Annotated in this window: 20 protein-coding genes and 1 pseudogene; 17 read left to right on the top strand and 4 right to left on the bottom strand. The window is 27.9% G+C overall.

Annotated features, from left to right (window positions below; all coding sequences use genetic code 11):
- Window positions 1-43 precede the first annotated feature (43 nt).
- Window positions 44-1,045, bottom strand: a complete 1,002-nt coding sequence (locus NG904_RS11010) for a linear amide C-N hydrolase (protein ID WP_252231647.1) — start codon at window positions 1,043-1,045, stop codon at window positions 44-46.
- Between the two features lie 488 nt (window positions 1,046-1,533).
- Here NG904_RS11010 and NG904_RS11005 point away from each other — a divergent pair, with 488 nt between their 5' ends.
- A complete protein-coding gene (locus NG904_RS11005) occupies window positions 1,534-2,289 on the top strand; it encodes a DUF1266 domain-containing protein (RefSeq protein ID WP_252231646.1) in 756 nt (251 codons plus the stop codon).
- Between the two features lie 175 nt (window positions 2,290-2,464).
- Here the strand turns inward: NG904_RS11005 and NG904_RS11000 are convergent, their stop codons facing one another.
- Both NG904_RS11000 and NG904_RS10995 read right to left on the bottom strand, forming a co-directional pair.
- Window positions 2,465-3,151: a response regulator gene (locus NG904_RS11000; RefSeq protein WP_252231645.1), complete on the bottom strand. Its 687-nt coding sequence runs from the start codon at window positions 3,149-3,151 to the stop codon at window positions 2,465-2,467.
- A gap of 9 nt (window positions 3,152-3,160) precedes the next feature.
- The gene (locus tag NG904_RS10995; protein WP_252231644.1) at window positions 3,161-3,370 is read right to left on the bottom strand and encodes an ATP-binding protein; all 210 of its coding nucleotides are present in this window, start codon (window positions 3,368-3,370) and stop codon (window positions 3,161-3,163) included.
- Here NG904_RS10995 and NG904_RS10990 point away from each other — a divergent pair.
- From NG904_RS10990 to NG904_RS10950, 9 genes and pseudogenes are all read left to right on the top strand, one after another.
- Window positions 3,361-4,365 (top strand): annotated as a pseudogene (locus NG904_RS10990) (NAD(P)-dependent malic enzyme); the annotation flags it as partial. The gene NG904_RS10995 and the pseudogene NG904_RS10990 overlap by 10 nt on opposite strands.
- A gap of 144 nt (window positions 4,366-4,509) precedes the next feature.
- Window positions 4,510-5,481, top strand: a complete 972-nt coding sequence (locus NG904_RS10985) for a 2-keto-3-deoxygluconate permease (RefSeq protein ID WP_252214739.1) — start codon at window positions 4,510-4,512, stop codon at window positions 5,479-5,481.
- Window positions 5,482-5,839: 358 nt separating this feature from the next.
- Entirely contained in the window at window positions 5,840-7,051 is a 1,212-nt protein-coding gene (gene fliB, locus NG904_RS10980; RefSeq protein WP_252231643.1) for a flagellin lysine-N-methylase, read from the top strand.
- Window positions 7,052-7,552: 501 nt separating this feature from the next.
- Window positions 7,553-8,311 carry a MurR/RpiR family transcriptional regulator gene (locus NG904_RS10975; RefSeq protein ID WP_252231642.1) on the top strand — a complete coding sequence of 253 codons (759 nt, stop codon included), beginning with the start codon at window positions 7,553-7,555 and terminating at the stop codon, window positions 8,309-8,311.
- A gap of 129 nt (window positions 8,312-8,440) precedes the next feature.
- Window positions 8,441-10,030 (top strand): PTS transporter subunit EIIC, encoded by a 1,590-nt coding sequence (locus NG904_RS10970; RefSeq protein ID WP_252231641.1) that lies wholly within the window; start codon window positions 8,441-8,443, stop codon window positions 10,028-10,030.
- Between the two features lie 57 nt (window positions 10,031-10,087).
- Complete coding sequence (locus NG904_RS10965) at window positions 10,088-11,413, top strand: 6-phospho-alpha-glucosidase (protein WP_252214764.1); 1,326 nt, start codon at window positions 10,088-10,090, stop codon at window positions 11,411-11,413.
- An 8-nt stretch (window positions 11,414-11,421) separates the two neighbouring features.
- The gene (locus tag NG904_RS10960; RefSeq protein WP_252231640.1) at window positions 11,422-11,907 is read left to right on the top strand and encodes a PTS sugar transporter subunit IIA; all 486 of its coding nucleotides are present in this window, start codon (window positions 11,422-11,424) and stop codon (window positions 11,905-11,907) included.
- An 842-nt stretch (window positions 11,908-12,749) separates the two neighbouring features.
- Window positions 12,750-14,255 carry a sodium-dependent transporter gene (locus NG904_RS10955; protein WP_252231639.1) on the top strand — a complete coding sequence of 502 codons (1,506 nt, stop codon included), beginning with the start codon at window positions 12,750-12,752 and terminating at the stop codon, window positions 14,253-14,255.
- Window positions 14,256-14,363 carry a MetS family NSS transporter small subunit gene (locus NG904_RS10950; protein ID WP_252214770.1) on the top strand — a complete coding sequence of 36 codons (108 nt, stop codon included), beginning with the start codon at window positions 14,256-14,258 and terminating at the stop codon, window positions 14,361-14,363.
- Window positions 14,364-14,641: 278 nt separating this feature from the next.
- On the opposite strand, the gene NG904_RS10945 is transcribed toward NG904_RS10950, so the two are convergent.
- On the bottom strand, window positions 14,642-15,319 hold the full coding sequence (locus tag NG904_RS10945; RefSeq protein ID WP_252231678.1) for a Crp/Fnr family transcriptional regulator: 678 nt from the start codon (window positions 15,317-15,319) through the stop codon (window positions 14,642-14,644).
- A 116-nt stretch (window positions 15,320-15,435) separates the two neighbouring features.
- On the opposite strand from NG904_RS10945, the gene NG904_RS10940 reads away from it, so the two are divergent.
- From NG904_RS10940 to NG904_RS10910, 7 genes are all read left to right on the top strand, one after another.
- Entirely contained in the window at window positions 15,436-16,629 is a 1,194-nt protein-coding gene (locus tag NG904_RS10940; protein WP_252231638.1) for an MFS transporter, read from the top strand.
- Window positions 16,630-17,089: 460 nt separating this feature from the next.
- The gene (locus NG904_RS10935) at window positions 17,090-17,515 is read left to right on the top strand and encodes a flavodoxin (RefSeq protein WP_252231637.1); all 426 of its coding nucleotides are present in this window, start codon (window positions 17,090-17,092) and stop codon (window positions 17,513-17,515) included.
- A 17-nt stretch (window positions 17,516-17,532) separates the two neighbouring features.
- Window positions 17,533-18,183 carry a DUF3793 family protein gene (locus tag NG904_RS10930; protein ID WP_252214775.1) on the top strand — a complete coding sequence of 217 codons (651 nt, stop codon included), beginning with the start codon at window positions 17,533-17,535 and terminating at the stop codon, window positions 18,181-18,183.
- Between the two features lie 227 nt (window positions 18,184-18,410).
- Entirely contained in the window at window positions 18,411-19,124 is a 714-nt protein-coding gene (locus NG904_RS10925) for a DUF554 domain-containing protein (protein ID WP_252231636.1), read from the top strand.
- 340 nt (window positions 19,125-19,464) lie between these two features.
- Window positions 19,465-20,367, top strand: coding sequence for a 3'-5' exoribonuclease YhaM family protein (locus NG904_RS10920; RefSeq protein WP_252231635.1), 903 nt, complete (start codon window positions 19,465-19,467; stop codon window positions 20,365-20,367).
- Between the two features lie 150 nt (window positions 20,368-20,517).
- Window positions 20,518-21,351 (top strand): deoxyribonuclease IV, encoded by an 834-nt coding sequence (locus NG904_RS10915; protein WP_252231634.1) that lies wholly within the window; start codon window positions 20,518-20,520, stop codon window positions 21,349-21,351.
- 401 nt (window positions 21,352-21,752) lie between these two features.
- Complete coding sequence (locus NG904_RS10910; protein WP_252231633.1) at window positions 21,753-22,970, top strand: NAD(P)/FAD-dependent oxidoreductase; 1,218 nt, start codon at window positions 21,753-21,755, stop codon at window positions 22,968-22,970.
- The last annotated feature ends 320 nt before the right edge of the window (window positions 22,971-23,290 follow it).

The following is a 23,290-nucleotide window of genomic DNA, read 5'->3' as shown; positions in this document are numbered from 1 at the left end:
CAGATTTTGTAGTAAAACTTTGAGTAAATTTTCACTTATAAACTCAATAGTGTTTTATTTTTTCAAATTTAAATGGTCGCTTTAATTTTCCTAACGAGATTGGATGAACACTATTTGTGTAGTTATCCCAAAGGCTTGCACTTGTAATTTGAGGATTGTCATAAGTTTTAAAGAAATATTGACAAGTATTTGTATTAATAAAGGCAGTATATTTTGTATAATCATAAGTATCCCTATCTGTTATTACTATTCCTTTTGGAATAGTAACACTTTCCATAATATGAAAACACGCATTTATTGTCTCTAAACTGTTAATAGGTGTACGAATATGAGTTTTTTGATATGCTGTTCTTACAAATCTTTCTGGGGATGTGTAGCCTCCTGGCAACTGCATAGTTCCTCCTGCCTGGCCGAATGGTTTTAAATGAATGTCATCCCAGTATGCATCACTGGTTTGTGTTGGTGATACATCCATGTAATTTCTTAAATTAGTCATATGCCACTGAAAATCAGGACTGTTTGACATAATTCCAATTTTATTTTGGAATATCTTCAGATCTTTTTCTGTTTGTTCAATAACAACACATTCCCCGCTTTTATCTGTTGCAATCCAATGCAAAGGTGCAACAGATTGTGTTACTGGATCTTCAAGACCTATAATATCTATATCTAGTATGGCTTCTTTAAGTTCGTCTACTGAGCCACATCTTCCTAAAATATAATGAAGAAAATCTAAAGATGAAATAGGTTCTTTATAGATATGGTTTAAATGTGTTTGATATTTGGAATAGCCTGCAAAATATAATGTTGCAGCTGCAAACCCTTTTTCATTTACTCCATCAAAAAAACCAAGCATTCCATCACTTTCTTGTCCAATTCCTATAAAACTATAGCAATTATAAAATTTATTCAGGTTAAAAATATTGTTCCATACATAATATTTAGGTACAATATAAAGTTCTGGATCAATATCATAAGAAAAATCCATGGTTCTGCCAAAAAAATTTTCTAACTGTTTCGATTGTAGCGTCATTGCTGTGCACATGTTAATTCTCTGCCTCCTATACTAGTAATAAGGTTTAGAAACATCGGTATGTGGTATACGACATTTATACATATAAATTTGTACTTTAAAAAGAATAAATTCTATAAATAAAATGGCTATATTTTATAGATATACTTCAACAGATAATAACGTTACATCAAAGAAACATTTAAAAAATATCATAAAGTTAAAGATGAAACTATGAAGAAGATGTTCCAAAAAAATGTTCATATTTTAAAAATGTAGTTGATTCTTTAGATATAGTAAATGAAACTGATAATGATAAGTTTAAAAATTATACGAAAGAGCTTTTAAAAGGATATAACATTAAAGATAATGATAGTGTAATTGAAAATGATAAGAAATATATTTATTGATTAATTTGTAAAGTAAATTTGATTTAGTAAACATAGTATGATAATCTAATAACTGCATTAAATGATAAATTATTGAATAACATGCTGATATTACAAAAGTGGAGGGGTAAAATGGATGGAATAATAATTATTGGAATAATACTTTATATTTTATATATAGTGTTTTTCGGTAGAGATAAAGGATTGGATATATATAAAGAAATGATAACTCCTACAATGAAATTTATAGGGGCTGCTGGTTATAATACATATGCAAATGCAGATTGCAATGGAGTTGATATAGGTGGGATGTATGTATGTTTATGGGCTAAAAAACATATGAAAAAACTATTAAAAAGTGGTTGGAATATAAAAAATAGAGATGATTTAGAATCTACAATTGCATGGCTTTTTAATGAAGGTCATAATGAAGAATGTATGGAACTTATGAAAATATATAAGGAAAATCCTGAGTCAAATCGTATAAAAAAGAAACAGAAAGAGCTGTTTGATACATTATGTTCAGAATATGAAAATCAGGGGATATTAGCTTGGGATATATGCAGAATATGTAATCTTGCAGGATGGGGATTCCTATCAGGATATATATCATATCAAGAAGCAATAAAAGTAAGTGTTGATGCGTGCAAAGTATTACAGGCAAATTACACATCATGGGATCATATGATGAACAGTTATTTTTGTGGATTAGCTTTTTGGAATGGGCCAGCACAATCATCACCAAAAAGCAGAGCTCAAAGCTATAATTTAACTAAACAAAGTAAGGATAGTATTTATAATATCCCATGGGATACAGATCTAGATGCAAAAGACTTTATAATGCCAAGAAAAAATGAAAGAAAAAATGTAAAATTGCTAGAATTATAAATTTTATTTTTAGTAAAAATACTATAAATGCTAGTGTGATAAACATATTTTTATGATAAATTTAATATGAAAATAACTTCTTGTTGCTAATAATCAAGATAATGAATTATTACAAAAGAGGTTATTTTTTATTTTAGAGCCATAAATTCATTATAGAATTCCTCTTTAAGTTTCATTAATACTTTAAAGCTTTATATCGAATAGAAGGACGTCCACCTGTTTTATAATCTACATCGCTAGAGATTTCTTTACATTCTATTAGATAATTCATATAACGTCTTATAGTAACCTTAGATAAATTAATTGCAGAGGATATTTCCTCACTTGTCAAATAGCGAAATTTATTTGAAATCATATAGTCTCTTATTAAGTTTAATGTTTCCTTTTGAAGTCCTTTTGAGAGGTTATCATCATTTGTTTTAAAAGGTTTTGAGTTTGAACTTATAAGTTCATCAATGGAAGATTGATTAAGTTTTTTTTGCTTAGTTATCATTTCGTATTTCATAATAAATTTATTTATGGTACTTTGAAAGCGTTCATATTTGAAAGGTTTGATCAAATAATCAAGAATACCAAGCTTTAAAGCTTTATCAATATTAGCAATGTCATTAGCAGCTGTTACCATGATTACATCTGTGCTATAGTTATTATTTCTTATTATTTCTAAAAGTTTCATACCAGAAAGATTAGGCATGTACAAATCTAAAATAACTAAATCTACGCTATTAGACTCTAGATATTTTAATGCATCAGCCCCATTAGTAAATGTAGCACAAACAATTATTTTTTTAGTTTTTAGAATATAATTTTTATTAATTTCTGTTACCATTAGATCATCTTCAACAATTATTGCTTTTAACATAATAAAATCCTAACCTTTCATATAATTTCTTTTTTTATTTATTATTATTGTAATTGAAGTACCAACATCTAATTCAGATTCAACATCGATAGTTCCATTACAACTTTCAACAATATTATATACAAGATTTAAACCAATTCCACGATCATTTCCTTTTCTTGAAAATCCTCTTTTAAATATATGTTTTATATCGTCTTGTGAAATTCCTGTATACAGCAAAGGGAAATTTAGTTGCAGTAGTATCTGATGGAACAGCAGTATTAGGTCTTGGAGATATTGGACCGGAAGCGGCAATGCCTGTTATGGAGGGAAAGGCTATTTTATTTAAGGAATTTGCAGGCATAGATGCATTTCCAATATGCTTAGATACAAAAGATCCAGATGAAATTGTGGAAACAGTTAAGCGCATAGCTCCAACATTTGGAGGAATTAATTTAGAGGATATATCAGCTCCAAGATGTTTTGAAATAGAGAAAAGATTAAAAGAAGAATTAGACATACCTGTATTTCATGATGATCAGCATGGAACAGCAATTGTAGTTTCAGCAGGAGTATTAAATGCATTAAAGGTTGTAGGTAAAAAAATATCAGAGGTTAAAGTTGTTATAAATGGAGCAGGATCAGCAGGAATATCTATATGCAAGTTATTATTACAGCTTGGAGTAGGAGATGTAGTATTAGTGGATTTAAAGGGTGCACTTGCTCTAGGTGAAGAATGGATGAATAAAGCTCAAAAAGAGATGGCAGAAGTTACAAATAAACAAAAACAAAGAGGAGACTTAAAAGAAATTATTAAGGATAAAGATGTATTCATAGGAGTATCAGCACCTAATATTTTAAGTGCAGAAATGGTTTCTACAATGGCTAAAGATTCTATTGTATTTGCTATGGCTAACCCTATTCCAGAAATAATGCCTGATGAAGCTAAGAAAGGAAATGTAAGGGTAATTGCAACAGGACGTTCAGATTTTCCAAATCAAATAAATAATTTATTAGTATTCCCAGGAATATTTAAAGGAGCTCTTGATGCTAGAGCTACAGATATAACAGAAGAAATGAAGATAGCGGCAGTTAAAGCTATTGCAGGCATAATAAAAGATGAAGAGTTAAACGAGGAATATATTATTCCAGATGCATTTGATACTAGAGTAGTTAAGGAAGTTTCAAATGCTGTAGCAAAAAAAGCAAGAGAAATAGGGGTTTATAAGCTATAAAAATATTATTTTAGATTATAGATTAAAATTTAAAGGTTTAATTGGTATAAAGACTGATTCATTAAAACATAGAAAAAGTTTTAATAAATCTTAAATAAACTTATGTGAAAAGTTAAATAAAAGGAGAATTTAGGAGGTTTGATTATGCAAGTTCCAATAAAGAAAACACTAGATAAAATTCCAGGCGGTATGATGATCGTTCCACTTTTTTTAGGGGTATTAGTTAATACATTTTGTCCACAAGTTTTAAAAATTGGAGGTTTTACTACAGCATTATTTGATTCAAAAGCATCCTCAACAATATTAGCATGTTTTATGTTTTTTATAGGTTCACAAATTAATTTTAAATTGGCACCAAAGGCGTTAAAAAAAGGTGCTTTGTTGATACTTGGAAAATTTATAGTTGGAGCAGGCATTGGTATAGCAGTAGGAAAAATATTTGGACCAGCTGGGGTATTGGGTTTATCACCACTAGCAGTTCTTTCAGCATTAACAAATTGTAATGGTGGGTTATATGCGTCTCTTGCATCACAATATGGAGATGAAACTGATGTGGGCGCTTATGCATTATTATCATTGAAAGATGGTCCATTTTTTACATTAGTTGCTTTAGGTGCATCAGGTCTTGCACAAATTCCTCTTATGTCTCTTGTTGCAACATTGCTTCCAATATTAATAGGAATGATTTTAGGAAACCTTGATCCAGATATGAGAAAATTTCTTGGAAGTAGTAAGTTATTACTTATACCATTTTTTTCATTTCCTTTAGGAGCAGGAATGAATTTATCAACAATAATTACTGCAGGAGGTCCAGGAATATTATTAGGTATAATAGCTTCATTTACAGGAATCGGTGGTTATATATTATTAAGAATGTTTAAGGAAAAACCATTAATAGGATTAGCAACAGGATCAACAGCAGGAAATGCAGTAGCTACACCAGCAGCTGTTGTTGCATTAGATCCAACACTTGCTGTTGTTGCCACAGCAGCTACAGCACAAGTTGCAGCTTCATGCGTAGTATCAGCAATGATATGTCCAATAGTTGTTTCTTATATGGTTAAGAGATTTGATAATAAGAATGTGATCATTAAAAAACAACAAGTGACAGAATGATAGATTTGGATATTGTATTTTTAGTTTAAATATTTTATAAATTAAGGTGGTGTTGGTTATGAATACATTTTATAAGGTGTTTGTTGTTAAAAGAAATGAAGACGTATGTATTTTTTGAAGAATTATTCTACCTTCACCATCTATTATTCCAGCAATGTATGCTATTTCTGTTTCTAACATAAAATCACCTAAAACATTTATTATAATTTATTATGATTATTTGCATGTTTTTAAATATTTATACTGATTTACATTAAAGAATTAAATTACATATTAGAGCATAAATATTTATCATTATGTGTGATGTTGATGATATAATTAGCCTTAGATAAAATATTAAAATGTAAGGAAGATAAATATGAAAAAGAGTGTTAAAATGATATATCCATCATATATAGATAAGTTTCAGTGTATTGGAGGAAAATGTGAAGATAACTGTTGCATTGGATGGGATATAGATATTGATAAAGAAACATTTAAAAAATATCACAAAGTTAAAGATGAAACAATGAACAAGATGTTCCAAAAAAATGTTCATAACAATAAATATTGTACCAATAAAGATTTAGATTATGGAAGAATTAAATTAAACAAAATAAAAAGATGTCCGTTTCTAGATGATGAGAATTATTGTTTGATTCAAGGGAAATTTGGTGAGGATTATCTTTCTAGTGTTTGTACTCAATTTCCTAGAGTACTAAATAAAGTAGATGATCATTATGAAATATGCCTTGATGCAGCATGTCCGGAGGCAGCAAGAATTATTCTTGGAAGTAAAGAGAAAATAGAATTTAAGGAAAGTGAAAAGAGTTTAGGTAAGTATACTATGTCAGGTGTACTTGATACTACATCATATGAATTTAAAGATACACCTATAGAGTATTTCAAAGAGATACGAGACTTTTCAATAAAAATAATGCAAAATAGAAATTTAAATATCAGCTCTAGATTATATGTTCTTGGTGATTTTTTAAATGAGCTAGAAGATATAGAAAGTGACAAAATAAAGGAATTTATAAATAAATATGATATAGAATCTGAATCTAAGTATTATAAAAGAGAGCGTATGAATTATGCACTTCAAGTTTCATTTTTAAAAAATGTAGTTGATTCTTTAGATATAGTAAATGAAACTGATAGTGATAAATTTAAAAACTATACGAAAGAACTTTTAAAAGGATATAATATTAAAGATAATGAGGATGTAATTAAAAATGCAGAGGAATATATAAATGCATTTGAAAAATATACAGAGAAGTATATAGAAACTAATAGCCACATATTCGAAAATTATATGGTTAATTTTATATATAATAATTTATTCCCTTTTTCAGAAAGCGATTTTATGTTTGAAGGGTATATTATGCTTTTATTTAGATATTCATTAATTAGGTTCTATCTAGTTGGAAAATACATATATAATGAAAAAGATTCTGTAGAACATATGATAGAATTTATTCAAGTATTCATAAAGGCAGTAGAGCACGATAAGAACTATAGAAGCGAGATTTTAGAATATATTAAAGAAAATAATTTTGATAATATGGAATTTGCAAAAATGCTTTTGTAATTTTAAATAAGCAGATTACAGAATGGGCTGTTGCACAATTAACTGATTGGTTAATTTGAGCAACAGTTCATTTAAAAATGGATATGGTACAGTATTGTTCTACGACGATAATAGTATAGTAGAAGATTTGCAACAAAAATTTGCACTTTATAGATAAAAGCCAGTGTGTAATAACATACTGGCTTTTATGAATATAAATCTTTAACTTACTTCAATTCTTATATATAATATAGTATAAAGTCAAACTTAGCTTCAGAGGGAATTTTTTAGTTAACACTGAAGATTAGTTAAGCTTATACTCTAGAATAGCTATCTCATCTAGGGTTATGCCACGGTTATCTCTCATCAAATAGAAAAATAGAGAATCAAAATCTTTGATTTTATGTGAATCATTTTCTCCTTTAGGTGAGATAAGAGTTTTAAAGCGGATAGACATAATAATTTATTAAATACCGCAAAATAAATTGGAAATGCTTTTATTATTGAGAGGATGATTGAACGATGAAAGTTGACTTAACTAAGATAGTTAATAATAAAAAAATTACACCTATAGAAGAGCAGGTACTTGAATATATAATTAATAATATTGATAGTGTGATGGATATTGGGGTTAGGGGAGTTGCAGCTGAAAATTATACATCCACATCTACAATTATGAGGCTTTCAAAAAAATTAGGTTTTACGGGATTTATTGATATGATTTATAATATAACTCCCCTAATAGATAGTGGTAATACTAGAATTATAGAAAAATCAGAATCATTAATAGGTACGGATATTAACTTTTTATTGAAGTATATAGATGAGGAATCAGTAAAAAGATTTATAGAAATATTATCAAGTGGAACGAGGAAGTATATTTTTATTTATGCAAGAGGCTATTCTGAAATAGCTGGAGAATACTTTAATAAAAAATTGCTAGGCATAGGGATAAAGAGCATATTGATAAATTCTAAAGGTAGCTTTGAAAATAATCTAGAAGATATGGAAATACTAATAGTAATATCAAAATCTGGGGAAACTAAAGAAGTATTAGATAAGGTTCAAGTAGCAAAAAATAAGAATAAATTAATTGTTTCATTTACAAAAGAAGTTGAAAACAGTATTTCAGCTCTTTCTGATATTTCTTTTAAAATATTTGATATGCATAAATTAGATGATAGCAATGTACTGCCTAACTCATTTTTTGCTAATATGCTAATGTTTATGGAGTACTTAATTTACAGATATTATAAAGAAACAAAAAAAGAAAATAAATAGTCATTTTGAGAAACCTGTTATCTTTTATGCTAACAGGTTTCTTAATGCTTAAAATCTATTTCAAATAAATGAAAACGTATATATAATGAGTCTATGAAGAACATAATAATTTAATAAGAGGTGGAAATTATGAAGGATAAAATCATGAATGCCATGCAAAGGTTTTCAAAAGCTATGTTTATTCCAGTATTAATACTTCCAATTGTAGGTATATTAATAGCTTTTGGAAATATCTTTACAAATGCCAAATTAGCAGAATATGCGCCATTTCTCAAAAATAGCATAATATTTGGATTTGGTAAAATACTATCCGGTTCTTTAGTACCTATACTATCAAATCTTGGAATAATATTCTGTGTTGGGTTAGCAGTAGGACTTGCAAAAGAGAAAAAAGCAGAATCGGGTTTTACATCAGTTTTAGTTTATCTAATATTTAATAATGCCATGAACATATTTCTTAATTTATCAGGAAAACTAGTCCCAGCTGATCAGTTAAGAGGCTCAGGTCAAGCAGTTGTACTTGGAACTCAAGTTTTAGACATGGGAGTTTTTTTAGGAATAATTTTAGGTATAGTTGTAGCTTATGTTCATAACAAGTATTGCAAAAAAGAGTTTAATGGGGCCCTTCAAATATATGGTGGATCAAGATTAGTATTCTTAATACTAATTCCAATAGTAGTTATATTAGCAGTTATACTTTCTTATGTTTGGCCATCAGTACAATGGGGAATATCAAGTTTAGGATATTATATACAAAAAAGTGGTAACTTCGGAATATTTATATATGGAATGTTAGAAAGACTTCTAATTCCAACAGGCTTACATCATTTAGTTTACACTCCATTCTTATATAGTCAGCTTGGAGGAATAGAAACTATAGCAGGTAAAGTGTTAGAAGGCTCAAGAAATATTTACTTTGCACAAATTGCAGACCCTTCAATTAAAGTTTTATCAAGTACAGTTATATGGGATGCTAGAGGATTATCAAAAATGTTTGGTTTAATAGGAGCATGCTTAGCACTGTATCATACAGCAGATGCTGATAAGAAAAAGAAAGCTAAAGCAATACTTATACCAGCAGCAATAACATCAATAATAGCAGGTGTAACAGAACCTATTGAATTTTCATTCTTATTTACAGCACCAATACTATTTGGAGTACATGCAGTATTAAGTGGACTTGGAATGGTAGCCTTAAATATATTAGGTGTACGAGCAATAGCACCTAATGGATTTATAGATTTCTTACTATATAACTTACCACTTGGTATAGAAAAAACAGGTTGGCCAATGTTTATTTTAGTAGGTATTGCACAATTTGCAGTTTACTACATAATATTTAGATTCTTAATAGTTAAACTTAACTTAAAGACCACTGGAAGAGAAGACAGTACTGAAGAAGTTAAACTTTACACTAAACAAGATTATAAGGGCAAGGTATCAGGAGAACAAGGTGTTGGAGATAAAGCTTCAGGAAATGAAGCTATTGTAATAATAGAAGCATTAGGTGGAAAAGAAAATATTAAAAAAGTAGATAACTGCTTTACAAGATTAAGATTAATCCTTGAAGATACATCAAAAGTTGATGAAGTTACATTAAAAGGAACAGGAGCTACAGGAGTAGTTAAAAAAGGAGAAAATGTTCAAGTAATTTATGGACTACATGTTACTAGAATTAGATCTATAGTAGATGAAGCATTAGGAATCGTAGGAGAATAACATAATTTACAGAAATAGTAGAAGAATAATATTAATTAAAGGAAAGAGGGAATATATATGAAAAAACATTCTATTGTTATTGCAGGAGGCGGAAGCACATTCACTCCAGGAATAGTTATGATGCTATTAGATAATCTACACCGTTTTCCAATTAGAAAATTAAAATTATATGATAATGACGGTGAACGTCAAAGCGTTATTGGTGAAGCTTTAGATATTTTATTAAAAGAAAATGCAGCAGATATTGAGTTTTCTTATACAACAGATCCAAAAGAAGCATTTACAGATGTTGATTTCTGTATGGCTCATATACGTGTAGGAAAATATGAGATGCGTGAAAAGGACGAAAAAATTCCTTTGAAATACGGAGTACTTGGGCAAGAAACTTGCGGACCAGGAGGAATTGCCTATGGAATGAGAAGCATAGGAGGCATGCTGGAATTAATAGATTTAATGGAAAGGTATTCACCAGATTGTTGGATGTTAAACTATTCTAACCCAGCATCAATTGTTGCTGAGGCTTGCCGTAGATTAAAGCCAAATTCAAAGGTACTAAATATTTGTGATATGCCAGTAGGAACTCTTCGTCGTATGGCAGGAATTGTGGATTTAGAACCAAGTGATTTAGAAGTTAAATACTTTGGATTAAATCACTTTGGATGGTGGACTAGCGTTAAGGATAAACAAGGAAATGATTTGACAGATAGAATTAAAGCATATGTCGCAGAAAATGGATACTTAACAGTAAAAGAAGTAGAGACACAACATACAGATCCAAGCTGGCAAGAAACTCATAAAAAAGCAAAAGATTTATTAGCAGTAGATCCAAGATTTTTACCTAATACTTATTTGAAGTATTATCTATATCCTGATTATGTTGTAGAGCACTCTAATGCCGAATATTCTAGAGCAAACGAAGTAATGGATGGAAGAGAAAAGGATGTATTTAATGCAGCACGAGCTATTATAAAAGCTGGAACAGCAAAAGGTGGACAATTCCATATTGATGCTCATGCTACCTTTATAGTAGATCTAGCTAGAGCAATTGCTTATAATACCCATGAAAGAATGCTATGTATAGTAGAGAATAAAGGTGCTATTTCTAATTTTGATCCAACTGCTATGGTTGAAGTTCCATGCATAGTTGGAAGTGATGGACTAGAACCTTTAGCACAAGGAGAAATTCCACAATTCCAAAAAGGATTAATGGAACAACAGGTATCAGTAGAAAAGTTAGTAGTTGAAGCTTGGATTGAAAATAGCTATCAAAAATTGTGGCAAGCGCTTACTTTGTCTAAAACTTTACCAAGTGCTGGAATTGCTAAATTGTTATTAGATGATCTTATAGAAGCTAATAAAGGCTATTGGCCGGAATTAAAGTAGAGGTGTATATGTTTAAGAATTTATTTAATAAAAACAAGAACAAAATATTTTATGCTTTTGCTGATGGCATAAGTGTTGATTTAAGCGATGTTAATGATGAAGTATTCTCACAAAAGATGATGGGGGAAGGAATTGCAATTAAACCAAATGAAGGTGAAATATACTCGCCATGTGATGGAACTATTGCTGCAGTCATGAAAGAAAGTAGGCATGCAGTTGGTATTAGAACAAAAGATGGTGTAGAATTTCTTATCCATGTAGGGATTGATACTATAGCTTTAAATGGAAAAGGCTTTAAATTATACTGTGAGGAAGGAAAAACAGTAAAAAAAGGTGAGCTTCTTTTAAGCTTTGATAGAAACTTTATTAAAGAAAAAGGATTAGATGATATTACTATCCTTGTAATTTCAGAAGCTAATAACCATAAGATTGTAAACCTAAATATTGGCATGAGCATGAAAGCTAAAGAAGGAATTTTATTAGAGTATAATTAGCTGAATATGTACGCAGAAGAAGACTTACAATGATAGCACAAGATATTATATTTTGTGAAAAGATTATAAATGTGAGATTTGGATTCATATTAAGAAGTAAACTAAGAGAATAAAGCTTAATCTATATTGACGAATCCACGACAGAAATGTCGTGGATTTTATTTTTAATATTTATAGGATAATAATAAAAGTTTTATTTTAACAATTACAGCATGGATATTCATATATTTTTTTATTTTTTAAATCTAAAAATTACATTTAAAATGTAAATTTATAGAACATATTTTAAACTTTTTAAATATTTAACAAATTTAACATCTAATTAATTTTATTGAAAAATATAGTTAATTTATAAAAAAATATAATAATAAACATTGATTTTTTAATAATTTATTATTAAATCATAGTATTTATTGGAGTTATTCTTAATAAGAATATTGACAAAAAGCAAAATATAATGTTAATATGATTAAAATTACAAAGGAGAGGAAATATTATGCAAATAAGAAAATCACAATTTACAATAGAATTACAATTTAATAGAGTACTCTTATTATTAGCCGAATTACTTTAGCAATTGTGTTTATGATTTGATAAATTTATTACTGTCATAGATACAATTGCTCATTTTAAGCAACTGTGTCTATGATGGCTAATTTATATTTTATAGATAAGAATGCCTCATAGATTTTATATGAGGCTATTTTGTGTTTTTATAGATAAAAATAAGTCTCATAGATTAATATGGAACTTTTTTGTATCCTAGGTTAAAAAGTTCCATAGATAACTATGGGACTTTTTTATTTTATAAATATTTAAAATTAACTTAGGAGGATTTATACATGGAAGAAAATCGAGAACAATGGGGATCTAAGATAGGTTTTATACTAGCTGCAATTGGTTCAGCAATAGGCTTGGGGAATATATGGAGATTTCCATATGTAGTGTATTCAAGTGGGGGAGGCGCATTTTTAATACCTTATTTCTTTGCTATATTTACTGCAGGAATTCCTCTTTTAATATTAGAGTATGGAGTAGGTCATAAATTTAGAGGTTCTACACCACTTTCATTATCAAAAATTAATAAAAGATTTGAATGGATTGGATGGTGGCCAATAATTAGTTCATCAATTATATTATGCTATTATTCAATGGTATTAAGTTGGGCTATTAAATACGTAACTCTTAGTTTTAGAAAGGGTTGGGGCGAGGATTCAAACTCATATTTTTATAATTATTTTTTAAAATTATCTGAGTCTCCTTTAGAATTAGGTGGAATAATTTGGCCTGTATTAATTGGAATAGCATTAATTTGGATTGTAAATTGGTATATATGTTATAAAGGAGTAAAATCAGGAATTGAAAAGGCCAGCAAGATATTATTACCTTGTTTATTAGTAATAATGATAATAATAGTTATAAGAGGTGTTACATTAGATGGAGCTGTTGTTGGATTAAATAAATTATTTACACCAGATTGGGATAAAATAAAAGATCCTCAAATTTGGATTTCAGCATATGGACAAGTATTTTTCTCTTTAAGTATAGCCACAGGAATTATGATGACATATTCAAGTTATCTTCAACAAAAAACAGACATAAATAATAGTGCGTTTATGACTGCATTTGCAAATTGTGGATTTGAATTTTTATGTTCTATTGGAGTATTTTCAATTCTTGGAGTAATGGCGACAAGCCAAGGTGTAAGAATTGAAGACGTGGTAACAAGTGGAATTGGACTAGCATTTATAGCATTTCCTAAAGTATTTTCACTTATGGGAATATGGGGAAATATATTAGGAGTTTTATTTTTTATATGTTTAGTATTTGCAGGACTTACCTCATCAGTTTCATTGGTTGAGGCAATAGCAGCAGCTATAATTGATAAATTTCAGTTGAAACGTAAAAAAGTTGTTAGTGTTATGTGCGTAATGGGATTTTTAATAAGCACAGTTTTTGCAACTAATGGTGGGTTATATCTATTAGATATTATGGATAACTTTATAAACAATTATGGAATAGTAACAGTTGGATTATTAGAATCTGTTGTAATTGGATGGATAGTTAAACCTAAGGTTATAAGAGATTACACAAATTCTATTTCTTACTTTAATATAGGAATATGGTGGGATGTGATAATAAAATATGTTACACCTATATTATTATCATTAACACTAGTTAAAAGTATTATAACAGAGATAACAACTCCTTATGGAGGATATGATTCAATATCATTATTATTATATGGATGGTCAATTATAGTAATAGGAATTATAGGTGGAATATTAATTAGTAAGAAACCTTGGAAATATGAATTAAAAAATATAAATAGTAAGAAGGTTATGTAGATGACAAGCCAAGCTATACTATTTTTAATATTGGGAGCAACAATACTTTGGGGAGGATTAATAATTACATTACTAATAACTAGAAAAAAGGAAAGTACAACGTATTAATTCAATATTTAATATTAATAAGTGATACATGGCAGCTTATATTGAAGCTTAAAAAGTTAATAAAATTTAGGGTTAAGTAAATATTAGTTGAGAATTGAGAGTGAAAAATTAAAAGTCAACAAAAAATTTGGTAATTGAATTTATGAAAATATATTATAGGAAAATTTTTAAGACTTTCAAACAAAACTTTCAATTCTCATCTCTCTAATTTTAACTAAAAAAGCGTGGAGTAGCTACTGTACCTATTGCATATATAAACGTATATTTAAAATAGAACGTTAAGAAAAAGCAAATGACTTTAATCTTTTTTCATCTATAATTTTCACTTCTTTATACCCTAAGGATACTAAGCCATCCTTTTGAAATTTATTTAATATTTTGGTTACAGTAACTCTGCAACAACCAATTAATTGAGCTATTTCCTCATGTGAATAATCTATTATATAGAAATCATCATATTTATTTTTCTTAAAATGTACTCCTAAACGTACTAATAATTCAGCAGTTTTTTTATCGGCTTCTAAAAATGCCATACTATTAACTTGTATTGATAAATTTTGAATTGATAAAGACATAAGGTGGAACATTTGAATCATTAGTTCAGGGTATTTAGTTAAATAAGGATATAAATTTTCTAAGCTAACAGCGATTAATTCAACATCAGTAGCAGCACTACCTGATGTTAATCTAGCACCATAGCTAAAATAAGATGATTCACCAAAAAGATTTCCTTTTCTTAAAATTTCAATTGTAAGTTCTGTGCCTTGAGGGGAGATTAGAAAAACTCTAACTCTTCCAGATTTAATTAAATAAAAATTTTCAGCTATATCATCTTGAAAATAAATAATTTCGTCTTTGCGATATTTCTTTAGTGTACCTGCTTCTTCAAATACTTTATAAAATTTAGAAGTTATACTTATAGTAGAACTGGGTAAGGTTTTAAATTTATTATCCATATAATCACCATTCATAAAAAATTTACTATATAGATTGTAGTATAGACTACAATCTATTTTCAAGTATCTAGTTAAAATATTGTAAGGAAAAACCAATATAGGATGGGGATAACGTAATGGATAAAAAAGAAAAACTATGGACAAGTCATTTTATATTAGCATTGTTTATTACAATAGGGGTAAACCTAGCTTGTAATTTATTACTATCAACAATATCAATTTATACAAAACAAATTACACATGTTGATACTTATGCAGGAATAATGACTGGTGCATTTACATTAGCTGCATTATTTATCAGATTGCTTGCAGGAAAACTTTTAGATAAGGTTGGAAGAAGGAAAATATTAATATTAGGTGTAGCTATAACTGCACTGTCAACAATAGCATACTTAGCTATAGATAATATACAAATGATTATATTATTAAGAATATTTCAGGGATTTGGATTTGGGATATCTTCTACTGCAGTAGCAACAATTGTTACAGATGTTACACCAAAATCAAGAATGCTTGAAGGAATAGGATATTCTGGAGTAGGAATAACTATAACTACAGCAATAGGACCATCAATTGCATTAGCTTTAGTTGGTAAGAATTATGAAAATTTTAGATTATTATTTATTACAACAACAATTGTAGCTATTATAACAATTTTGATATCTTTAAAATTATCATATAGTGAAAATACTACAAAAACTCAGTTAAATGAAGAGAATAATAAAGCTAATACTGAAGAAAAAGTAAATGAAAGAAATATGATTATACCGTCAATCATATTATTTTTAGCAGCAGTTGCAGAAAGTACTATTTTAGCATTTACAGCTTTATATGGAATAGAATTAGGCTTTAGTAATATTGGATTATTTTTTACAATAAATGCTTTAGGTATATTAGCATCAAGGTTATTTATAAATCAAATAGCAAGTAAATTTGGAACAAATACAGTTTTATTATATGGATTAATAATTTTTTCTGCATCTATATTTGGCATGTCAATAGTTAAGACAATGCCACAACTAATAATATTTGGATTTTTATGTGGGGTTATGATGGGATCATTATTACCAATAATCAATCTGATGATTTTAGATTCAGTAAGTGAAAATAAAAAAGGAATGGCTAATGCTATTTATTATGCACTATTAGATGGTGGATATGGAGTTGGTTCAATAATTTGGGGAAAAGTAGTTATGGGATATGGTTATAGAAATATTTATGCATATGCTGGATTTACTTTAATGATAGGATTTGTAATATTCGTAGTTCATTTAATGAAAAGTAGAAAATTAGTGTTAAATAAAATATAAAAAGTAATCTATAATTATTTTTTAAAGGTCTTAGTAATTTTAAAATAAGGCTATGTTTTAGCAGAGTGTTGATATATGCATAAGCAAAGTGGGCGGAATGTAAAAAAGGAAACTCGACTTCTGATAGTCGCTGAGTAAGTTCGAGGAGCGAAATATAAAATTCCGACTCTCACTTAACAACACTAAAATGAGTATAGTCCCATTTTAGCTTGTTCCCAATATAAAATTAGGACAAGCAGTAAATGTAACAATACTCATTAAGGGTTCTAAAAGTCCATTTACAATGCCACTTCACCTATTGCATATATCAACGCTGTTTTAAAACATAGCCTAAAATAAATTGCTAGGATCTTTTTTATTTTTAGTAAAAATCCTATTGACAACATTATTTAAGTAGAATATTATAATAATATAATGAAATTGATAATTGTTCTCAACAGGAGAACCAAGAGGAGGATTTATGAAGATAATTTATTGGAGTGGTACAGGTAATACAGAAGCTATGGCAAATTTAGTAGCGAAAGGTATAGAGGAGTCTGGTACTAAGACTGAAATGATAAATATTTCTAGTGTAAAAATTGATAATTTAAAAGATGAAAATATAGTAGTACTAGGATGTCCATCTATGGGAGATGAAGAACTTGAATCTGGAGAATTTGAACCATTTTTAGAGAGTGTACAAGAAGACTTAAAAAATAAAAAAGTTATATTGTTTGGATCTTATGGATGGGGTGATGGACAATGGATGAGAAGCTGGGAAGAAAAAATGACAGATTTAGGAGTCAATGTGGCTTTAGAACCATTAATTGTAAATTATACACCTGAAGGTGAAAGTGAAGAACAATGTATTGAATATGGAAGAGAAATAGCTAAATTAAGTAATTAATTAATGGAGGAGTAATGATGGGAGAAAAAATTAGTACTTTTTATAACTTATTAAATGGTATGGAGGGAAAAGAATATATTGAAACTTTTATATCTTATAATGTTGCATTAATAAGTGCTAGATTGAAACCATCCATTACACTGAATTTAAGTAAATATGATAATAAAGATATATTTTATTTGTGGAATATATATGGAAAAGATTATTTGAGAAAATTAAATTTAGGATATATCTCATTAAGAGATAGTGATAAGTCTTTAATAGTATTAATTTATGATAAAGATTTATTAGAAAAATATATCAATAAGAAGGATAATTTGAAATTTCTTAATTGTGTAGGATATGATAGGGAGCTATCAGTAGAAGATGCATTGAACACATTAAAAGATAGATATGAAGTATATAACTGTCCTCATGAATTAGGAATATTTTTAGGATATCCTTTAGATGATGTTAAAGATTTTATGGAATGCTCAAATAAAAAATGCTTAACTTGTGGATATTGGAAAGTATATAATAGTGAACATAAGGCAAAAACAATTTTTACATTGTTTGATAAAGTAAAAGAGTTCACAGTAACTAATATAATAGAAGGAAATAGAGCAAATAATTTATCCCTTACATTAAAAGATAACTTCCAAAAAAATCATAAAATAATATTTGATTAAATAATAATAAAGCGTGGCATGAAGCCACGTTTTTTTTTATGCCCACATTATTCCTACATTGCATTTGGAAAGGGTGCATGGCTAAAAAAATCGACGCTTTAAAGTCGCCTTGCGATTTTGTTCTGTAAAGATAATATTTCAATTGTTTAATGTTGACTTTTAAAATGTAATATGTTAACATTTCATATCTTTTGCAAAAGAAAATTAGTAGAAAGAAGGTATTTATTATGCCTATTGGTATTTTTTTAGATTCTTTAGCAGTTTTAATAGGGGGAGTTCTTGGAGCAAGATTTAAGCATAAAATTCCTCATCGTATTAATTATCCACTTACAATTATTTTTGGGATTTCGGCAATTGTAATTGGAGTGGTATCATTTATTAAATTGAAGTCTTTACCAGCAGTGATATTATCATTGATTTTGGGAACACTAATGGGAGAATTAATGGATTTAGATACAAAAGTAAAGAACATATTTAAGAAGGTTATTTATAAGTTTCACTTTGAAATAGAGGGAGATCAAGAAGCATATATGAATTTTCATGTAATTGTAGCTGCAACTTTTTGCTTAAGTGGAACAAACATTTTTGGTGCAATGAATGAAGCTATGACTGGGGACATTACAATATTATTATCAAAGGCTATTATGGATATTTTTGCTGGAGCTATTTTTGCATGCATACTTGGATATGCAATGAATTTAATTGTTGTTCCTCAATTTTTAATTTTAGGTGCATTCTTTTATCTTGCAAAGTTTATTATGCCATTAATAAATGCTAATATGTTAGGAGATTTTACAGCTATTGGAGGAATATTGACTTTTATAATTGGTTTATCTATTGCAGAAATTAAAAAAATAAAAGTAGTTAATTTACTTCCAGCATTGGTAATTGTATTTCCTATATCATTTTTGTTTCAGTTAATGTTAGAAAACATATTTTAAATATTTTTATCAACATATTTTTTAGTGATTTAGGGGAGATACGGAAGGCTAAATGTACAAGCTTCAGAAGAAAAAAGGTGAATGTGTTTATTCAATAAAGGTAAATTGGGATTCAGGACTAGAGTCAATTCATTTTCAGATAAAACGATATATTAACTATAAAAATTGCATAATATTAAAAACAAATTAAAAGGTGTTTTGAGGAATACTTATTATTATTTATAAATTTTCAATATAATTGTGGTACAATATATTAATTATTTAATTTACAGGAAATAATTATAATTTGTATATTTTTACACATAATATTTTTATAAATAAATTTAAGATGGAGGATTTTATGAGTGATAAAGATAAGTTTTTATGCGATTTAAAAGATGAAGAAACTATAGAAATAAATTTAATGGTTATGAGGATAATTTTTAAAGATCCTAATAAGACAGTATGTATACTTGCAGATAAGACAGGAGAAAGCAAATCAAATATAGCTAGTAAAAAACAAGATATCAAGGAAGGTATGGTGCTAAAAGTACATGGAACAAAGGGCGTAAATTTAGATATTAGAAAATATGAATTTATTTCAGAGTACAATTTAGAAGACTATCTTCCAACAGTGAAGAGACCAATTGAAGATATAATGAATGAAATTGAAGAATACACAAATAAATATATAATATCTAGAGAAGGAAAAGCATTAAATGATTATTTTTTTAAAGATGAAAAGTTCTTAAATAAGTTTAAACGTGGAATTGGCGGTGTATCTATGCATCATAATTACATAGGGGGACTTGCTGAGCATACGTTAAATGTTATGTATTTAACTGCTATGCTATGCGAAAGATATGATTGTAGAAGACCTGAAATAGCAGTACTTTCTGCCAAACTTCATGATATTGGAAAGATATATGAACTTTACTATGAGGGTCCTTTTAGATATACACTACAAGGTGAGATGGAGGGACATATTGTAATTGGTGTTCAAATGATAGATCAGGCTGCTCGTGAAAATTCTTTTTCTTATAGTGATGATTTTATAAGTAGAATAAAAGGATGCATTACTCAACATCATGGTAAACTTGAATATGGATCTCCTAGAGATATGAAGATGGAAGAAGCCTTTATAGTAAATTATGCTGATTCTATAGATGCTACAATGAATAAAATTAATCAATTAAAAGATAAGACTAAAAGTGGAACATGGTCAGAATATGATAGAAGAATTGAGACGAAGCTTTATTTATAGATATATAATAGAGTTTATGAAATAATAAATGAAACTTTAGATGATACACTAAGGGAGAATAATTATTATATAGCAATAATAATTTATTAGCAGTATAATATAATAAAATAAATAATAAATAAACTGCTAGTTAAATATGGAGGATATAATATGTTAAATATAGGATGCCATTTATCTTCATCAAAGGGATTTAAAAATATGGGCGAAAATGCTTTGAAAATTGGAGCAAATACTTTTCAATTCTTTACTCGTAATCCAAGAGGAAGTAAAGCAAAGGATATAGATGAAAATGATGTTAAAGAATTTTTAGAATTAGCAAAGAAAAATAATTTTTGTAAGATATTAGCTCATGCACCATATACGTTAAATGCATGTTCAGCTGATGAGAGAAATAGAGAATTTGCAATAGAAATAATGGCAGATGACTTAAAAAGAATGGAGTATCTACCTAATAATTTATATAATTTTCATCCAGGCAGTCATGTTAAGCAAGGAACAGAAGTTGGTATAGAGTATATTTCAAGTGCTTTAAATTCTATTTTAAAAAAGGATCAAACAACTAAAGTTCTTTTAGAAACTATGTCAGGAAAGGGAACTGAAGTAGGCAGAAATTTTGAAGAAATAGCTGAAATTATAAAACACGTTGAATTAAAAGAACATATAGGGGTATGCCTTGATACATGTCATATTCATGATGCAGGATATGATATAGTAAATGATTTAGATAAAGTTTTAGATAAATTTGATAATATAATAGGATTAGATAAATTATATGCAATTCATTTAAATGACAGTAAAAATCCATTTGAAAGTCATAAAGATAGACATGAAACTATAGGAAATGGGTATATAGGATTAGAAGCTATAACAAATATTATTAATCATCCTAAATTATGTAATTTACCATTTTTCCTTGAGACACCGAATGAACTTGATGGATATAAGAATGAAATAGAGTTATTAAAAAGTGTATATAAAGAATAATTTTTAGAGGGGTTCTGATTAGAATCTCTTTTTTTATGTCTAGGAAAGTATAGAATTTTTGAAGCCTGAAAAGCTGATAAAATTTAAGGTAAAGGAGATATTTTGAATGGACAATGGATCATTGACAATTTAGGATGAAATCACGTTGTGATTTTTAAAATATATATTTTTAAGAACGACAGTGGCTTTCAACCACAATTGTCACTAAAAAATAATTTATAAAAGTAACTAATAAAGAGCTTGATATAGTTATGTTTAAAAGTATACTAAAAGTTTTCTAGGAAATAATACTTTTATCAGATGATTATTAAATATATGTATAATTTTACTGCGTTTGCTATTAAGTTGACTTTCATCTGAAACAAATATTTTGATTAAAGAATATATTGGAGGGTTTAAACATGGATTTACAATTTGTTAAGGGAGATTCTTTATTTGCTAAAATAAATAAAGTTATTAAGCAATATAATTATTTAACAGAAGATATAGAAACAGATGTAATTATTATTGGAGGCGGAGTTACAGGAAGCATTTTAGGATATTATTTTAGTAAAAATAATATAAATTCGGTGATTTTAGAAAAAAATATAATTGGGTATGGAAGTACAGGAATTACGACAGCTTTATTACAATATGAATTAGATGAAACAGTTAGAGAGCTGGAACAGTATACTACTACTGAAAATGTAATACAATCCTATAAATTAGGAATAAAAGCATTGGATGAAATTGAAGAATTTATAAAACAATACGATAATAAATGTAATTATAAAAAGAGGGATACTTTATTTTATACAGCTAAATCTAGTGATATAGCACAGATAAAAGAAGAATATAAAATAAGAAAAGAAAATGGATTCGATGTTGAGTTTATTGAAGAGAAAAATAATCCATTTTCGTTTGACTTAAAAGCAGGATTATATTCTAAAAACGGAGGGGCAGAAATAGATCCCTATAAATTTACACATCAACTGATAGAGGTATCTACTAAAAAAGGGGTAAGAGTATATGAAAATACAGAGGCTGTAAAAGTACTCTACAATGACGATGGGGTAGAAGTAGTAACGAAGTATGATTTTAAAGTTAGAGGTAAGATAGTAATAGTTGCGACAGGTTATCATACAGATCTATTTACAAGTAGAAATTTTGGTGTAACTACAACAGCATTTAATATAGCAACAAAACCTTTAGATAATTTTGATGGGTATTATAATAAAGTTTTAATTAGAGATAATAAGCAACCATATAATTATCTAAGAACAACTAGTGATAATAGAATTATAATTGGTGGAGAAGATATAAATTTTATTCCTGATATTTATAATAAAAAGCAAGTTAGTGAAAAGTACTCTATATTAGAACAAAAATTAAAATCAATGTTTCCAAAAATAAAGAACATTGATATAGAATACAAGTATTGCGGAGCTTTTACTTCAACTCAAGATAATTTGGGATTTATAGGGAAAGATCCTAAGAATAAAAAATTATGGTTCAATCTTGGATATGGAGCTAATGGAATACTTTTTGCCATACTAGGTGGCATCATGTTAAATAAGCTTTATTTAGGTGAAGTTGATGAAAATTTAAAGCTTTTTAGAGTTGATAGATTTGACAATTAACATAAGAGTTATTGTTATTTAAGAATAAGCTATATTTTGAATTTAATTTTATTATATAGCTTATTATAATTTAATAATAATTGCATCTTAAATAAGGGATGTACAATGTATATTATTGATGATTTTTATATTTATATGTTATAATTGGATATAATATGTAAAGAAGAAGTTTTATTTAGAAGAATTATTTTATGTAATGTGATAATGTCAACTTTTTTTAATAACTATTAACATAGCACTTTACAAATGGAAAAAAATGTATAATAATAAATATAAAATTATAATTTTTGGCTATGTTTTAGCAGAGTGTTGATATATGC

Origin of the sequence: Clostridium sp. ZBS15 (assembly GCF_023845705.1) — a bacterium.
Classification (GTDB): domain Bacteria; phylum Bacillota; class Clostridia; order Clostridiales; family Clostridiaceae; genus Clostridium; species Clostridium aquiflavi.
The sequence above is the reverse complement of the archived record's forward strand: the minus strand, read 5'-3'. Positions and strand labels throughout refer to the sequence as shown.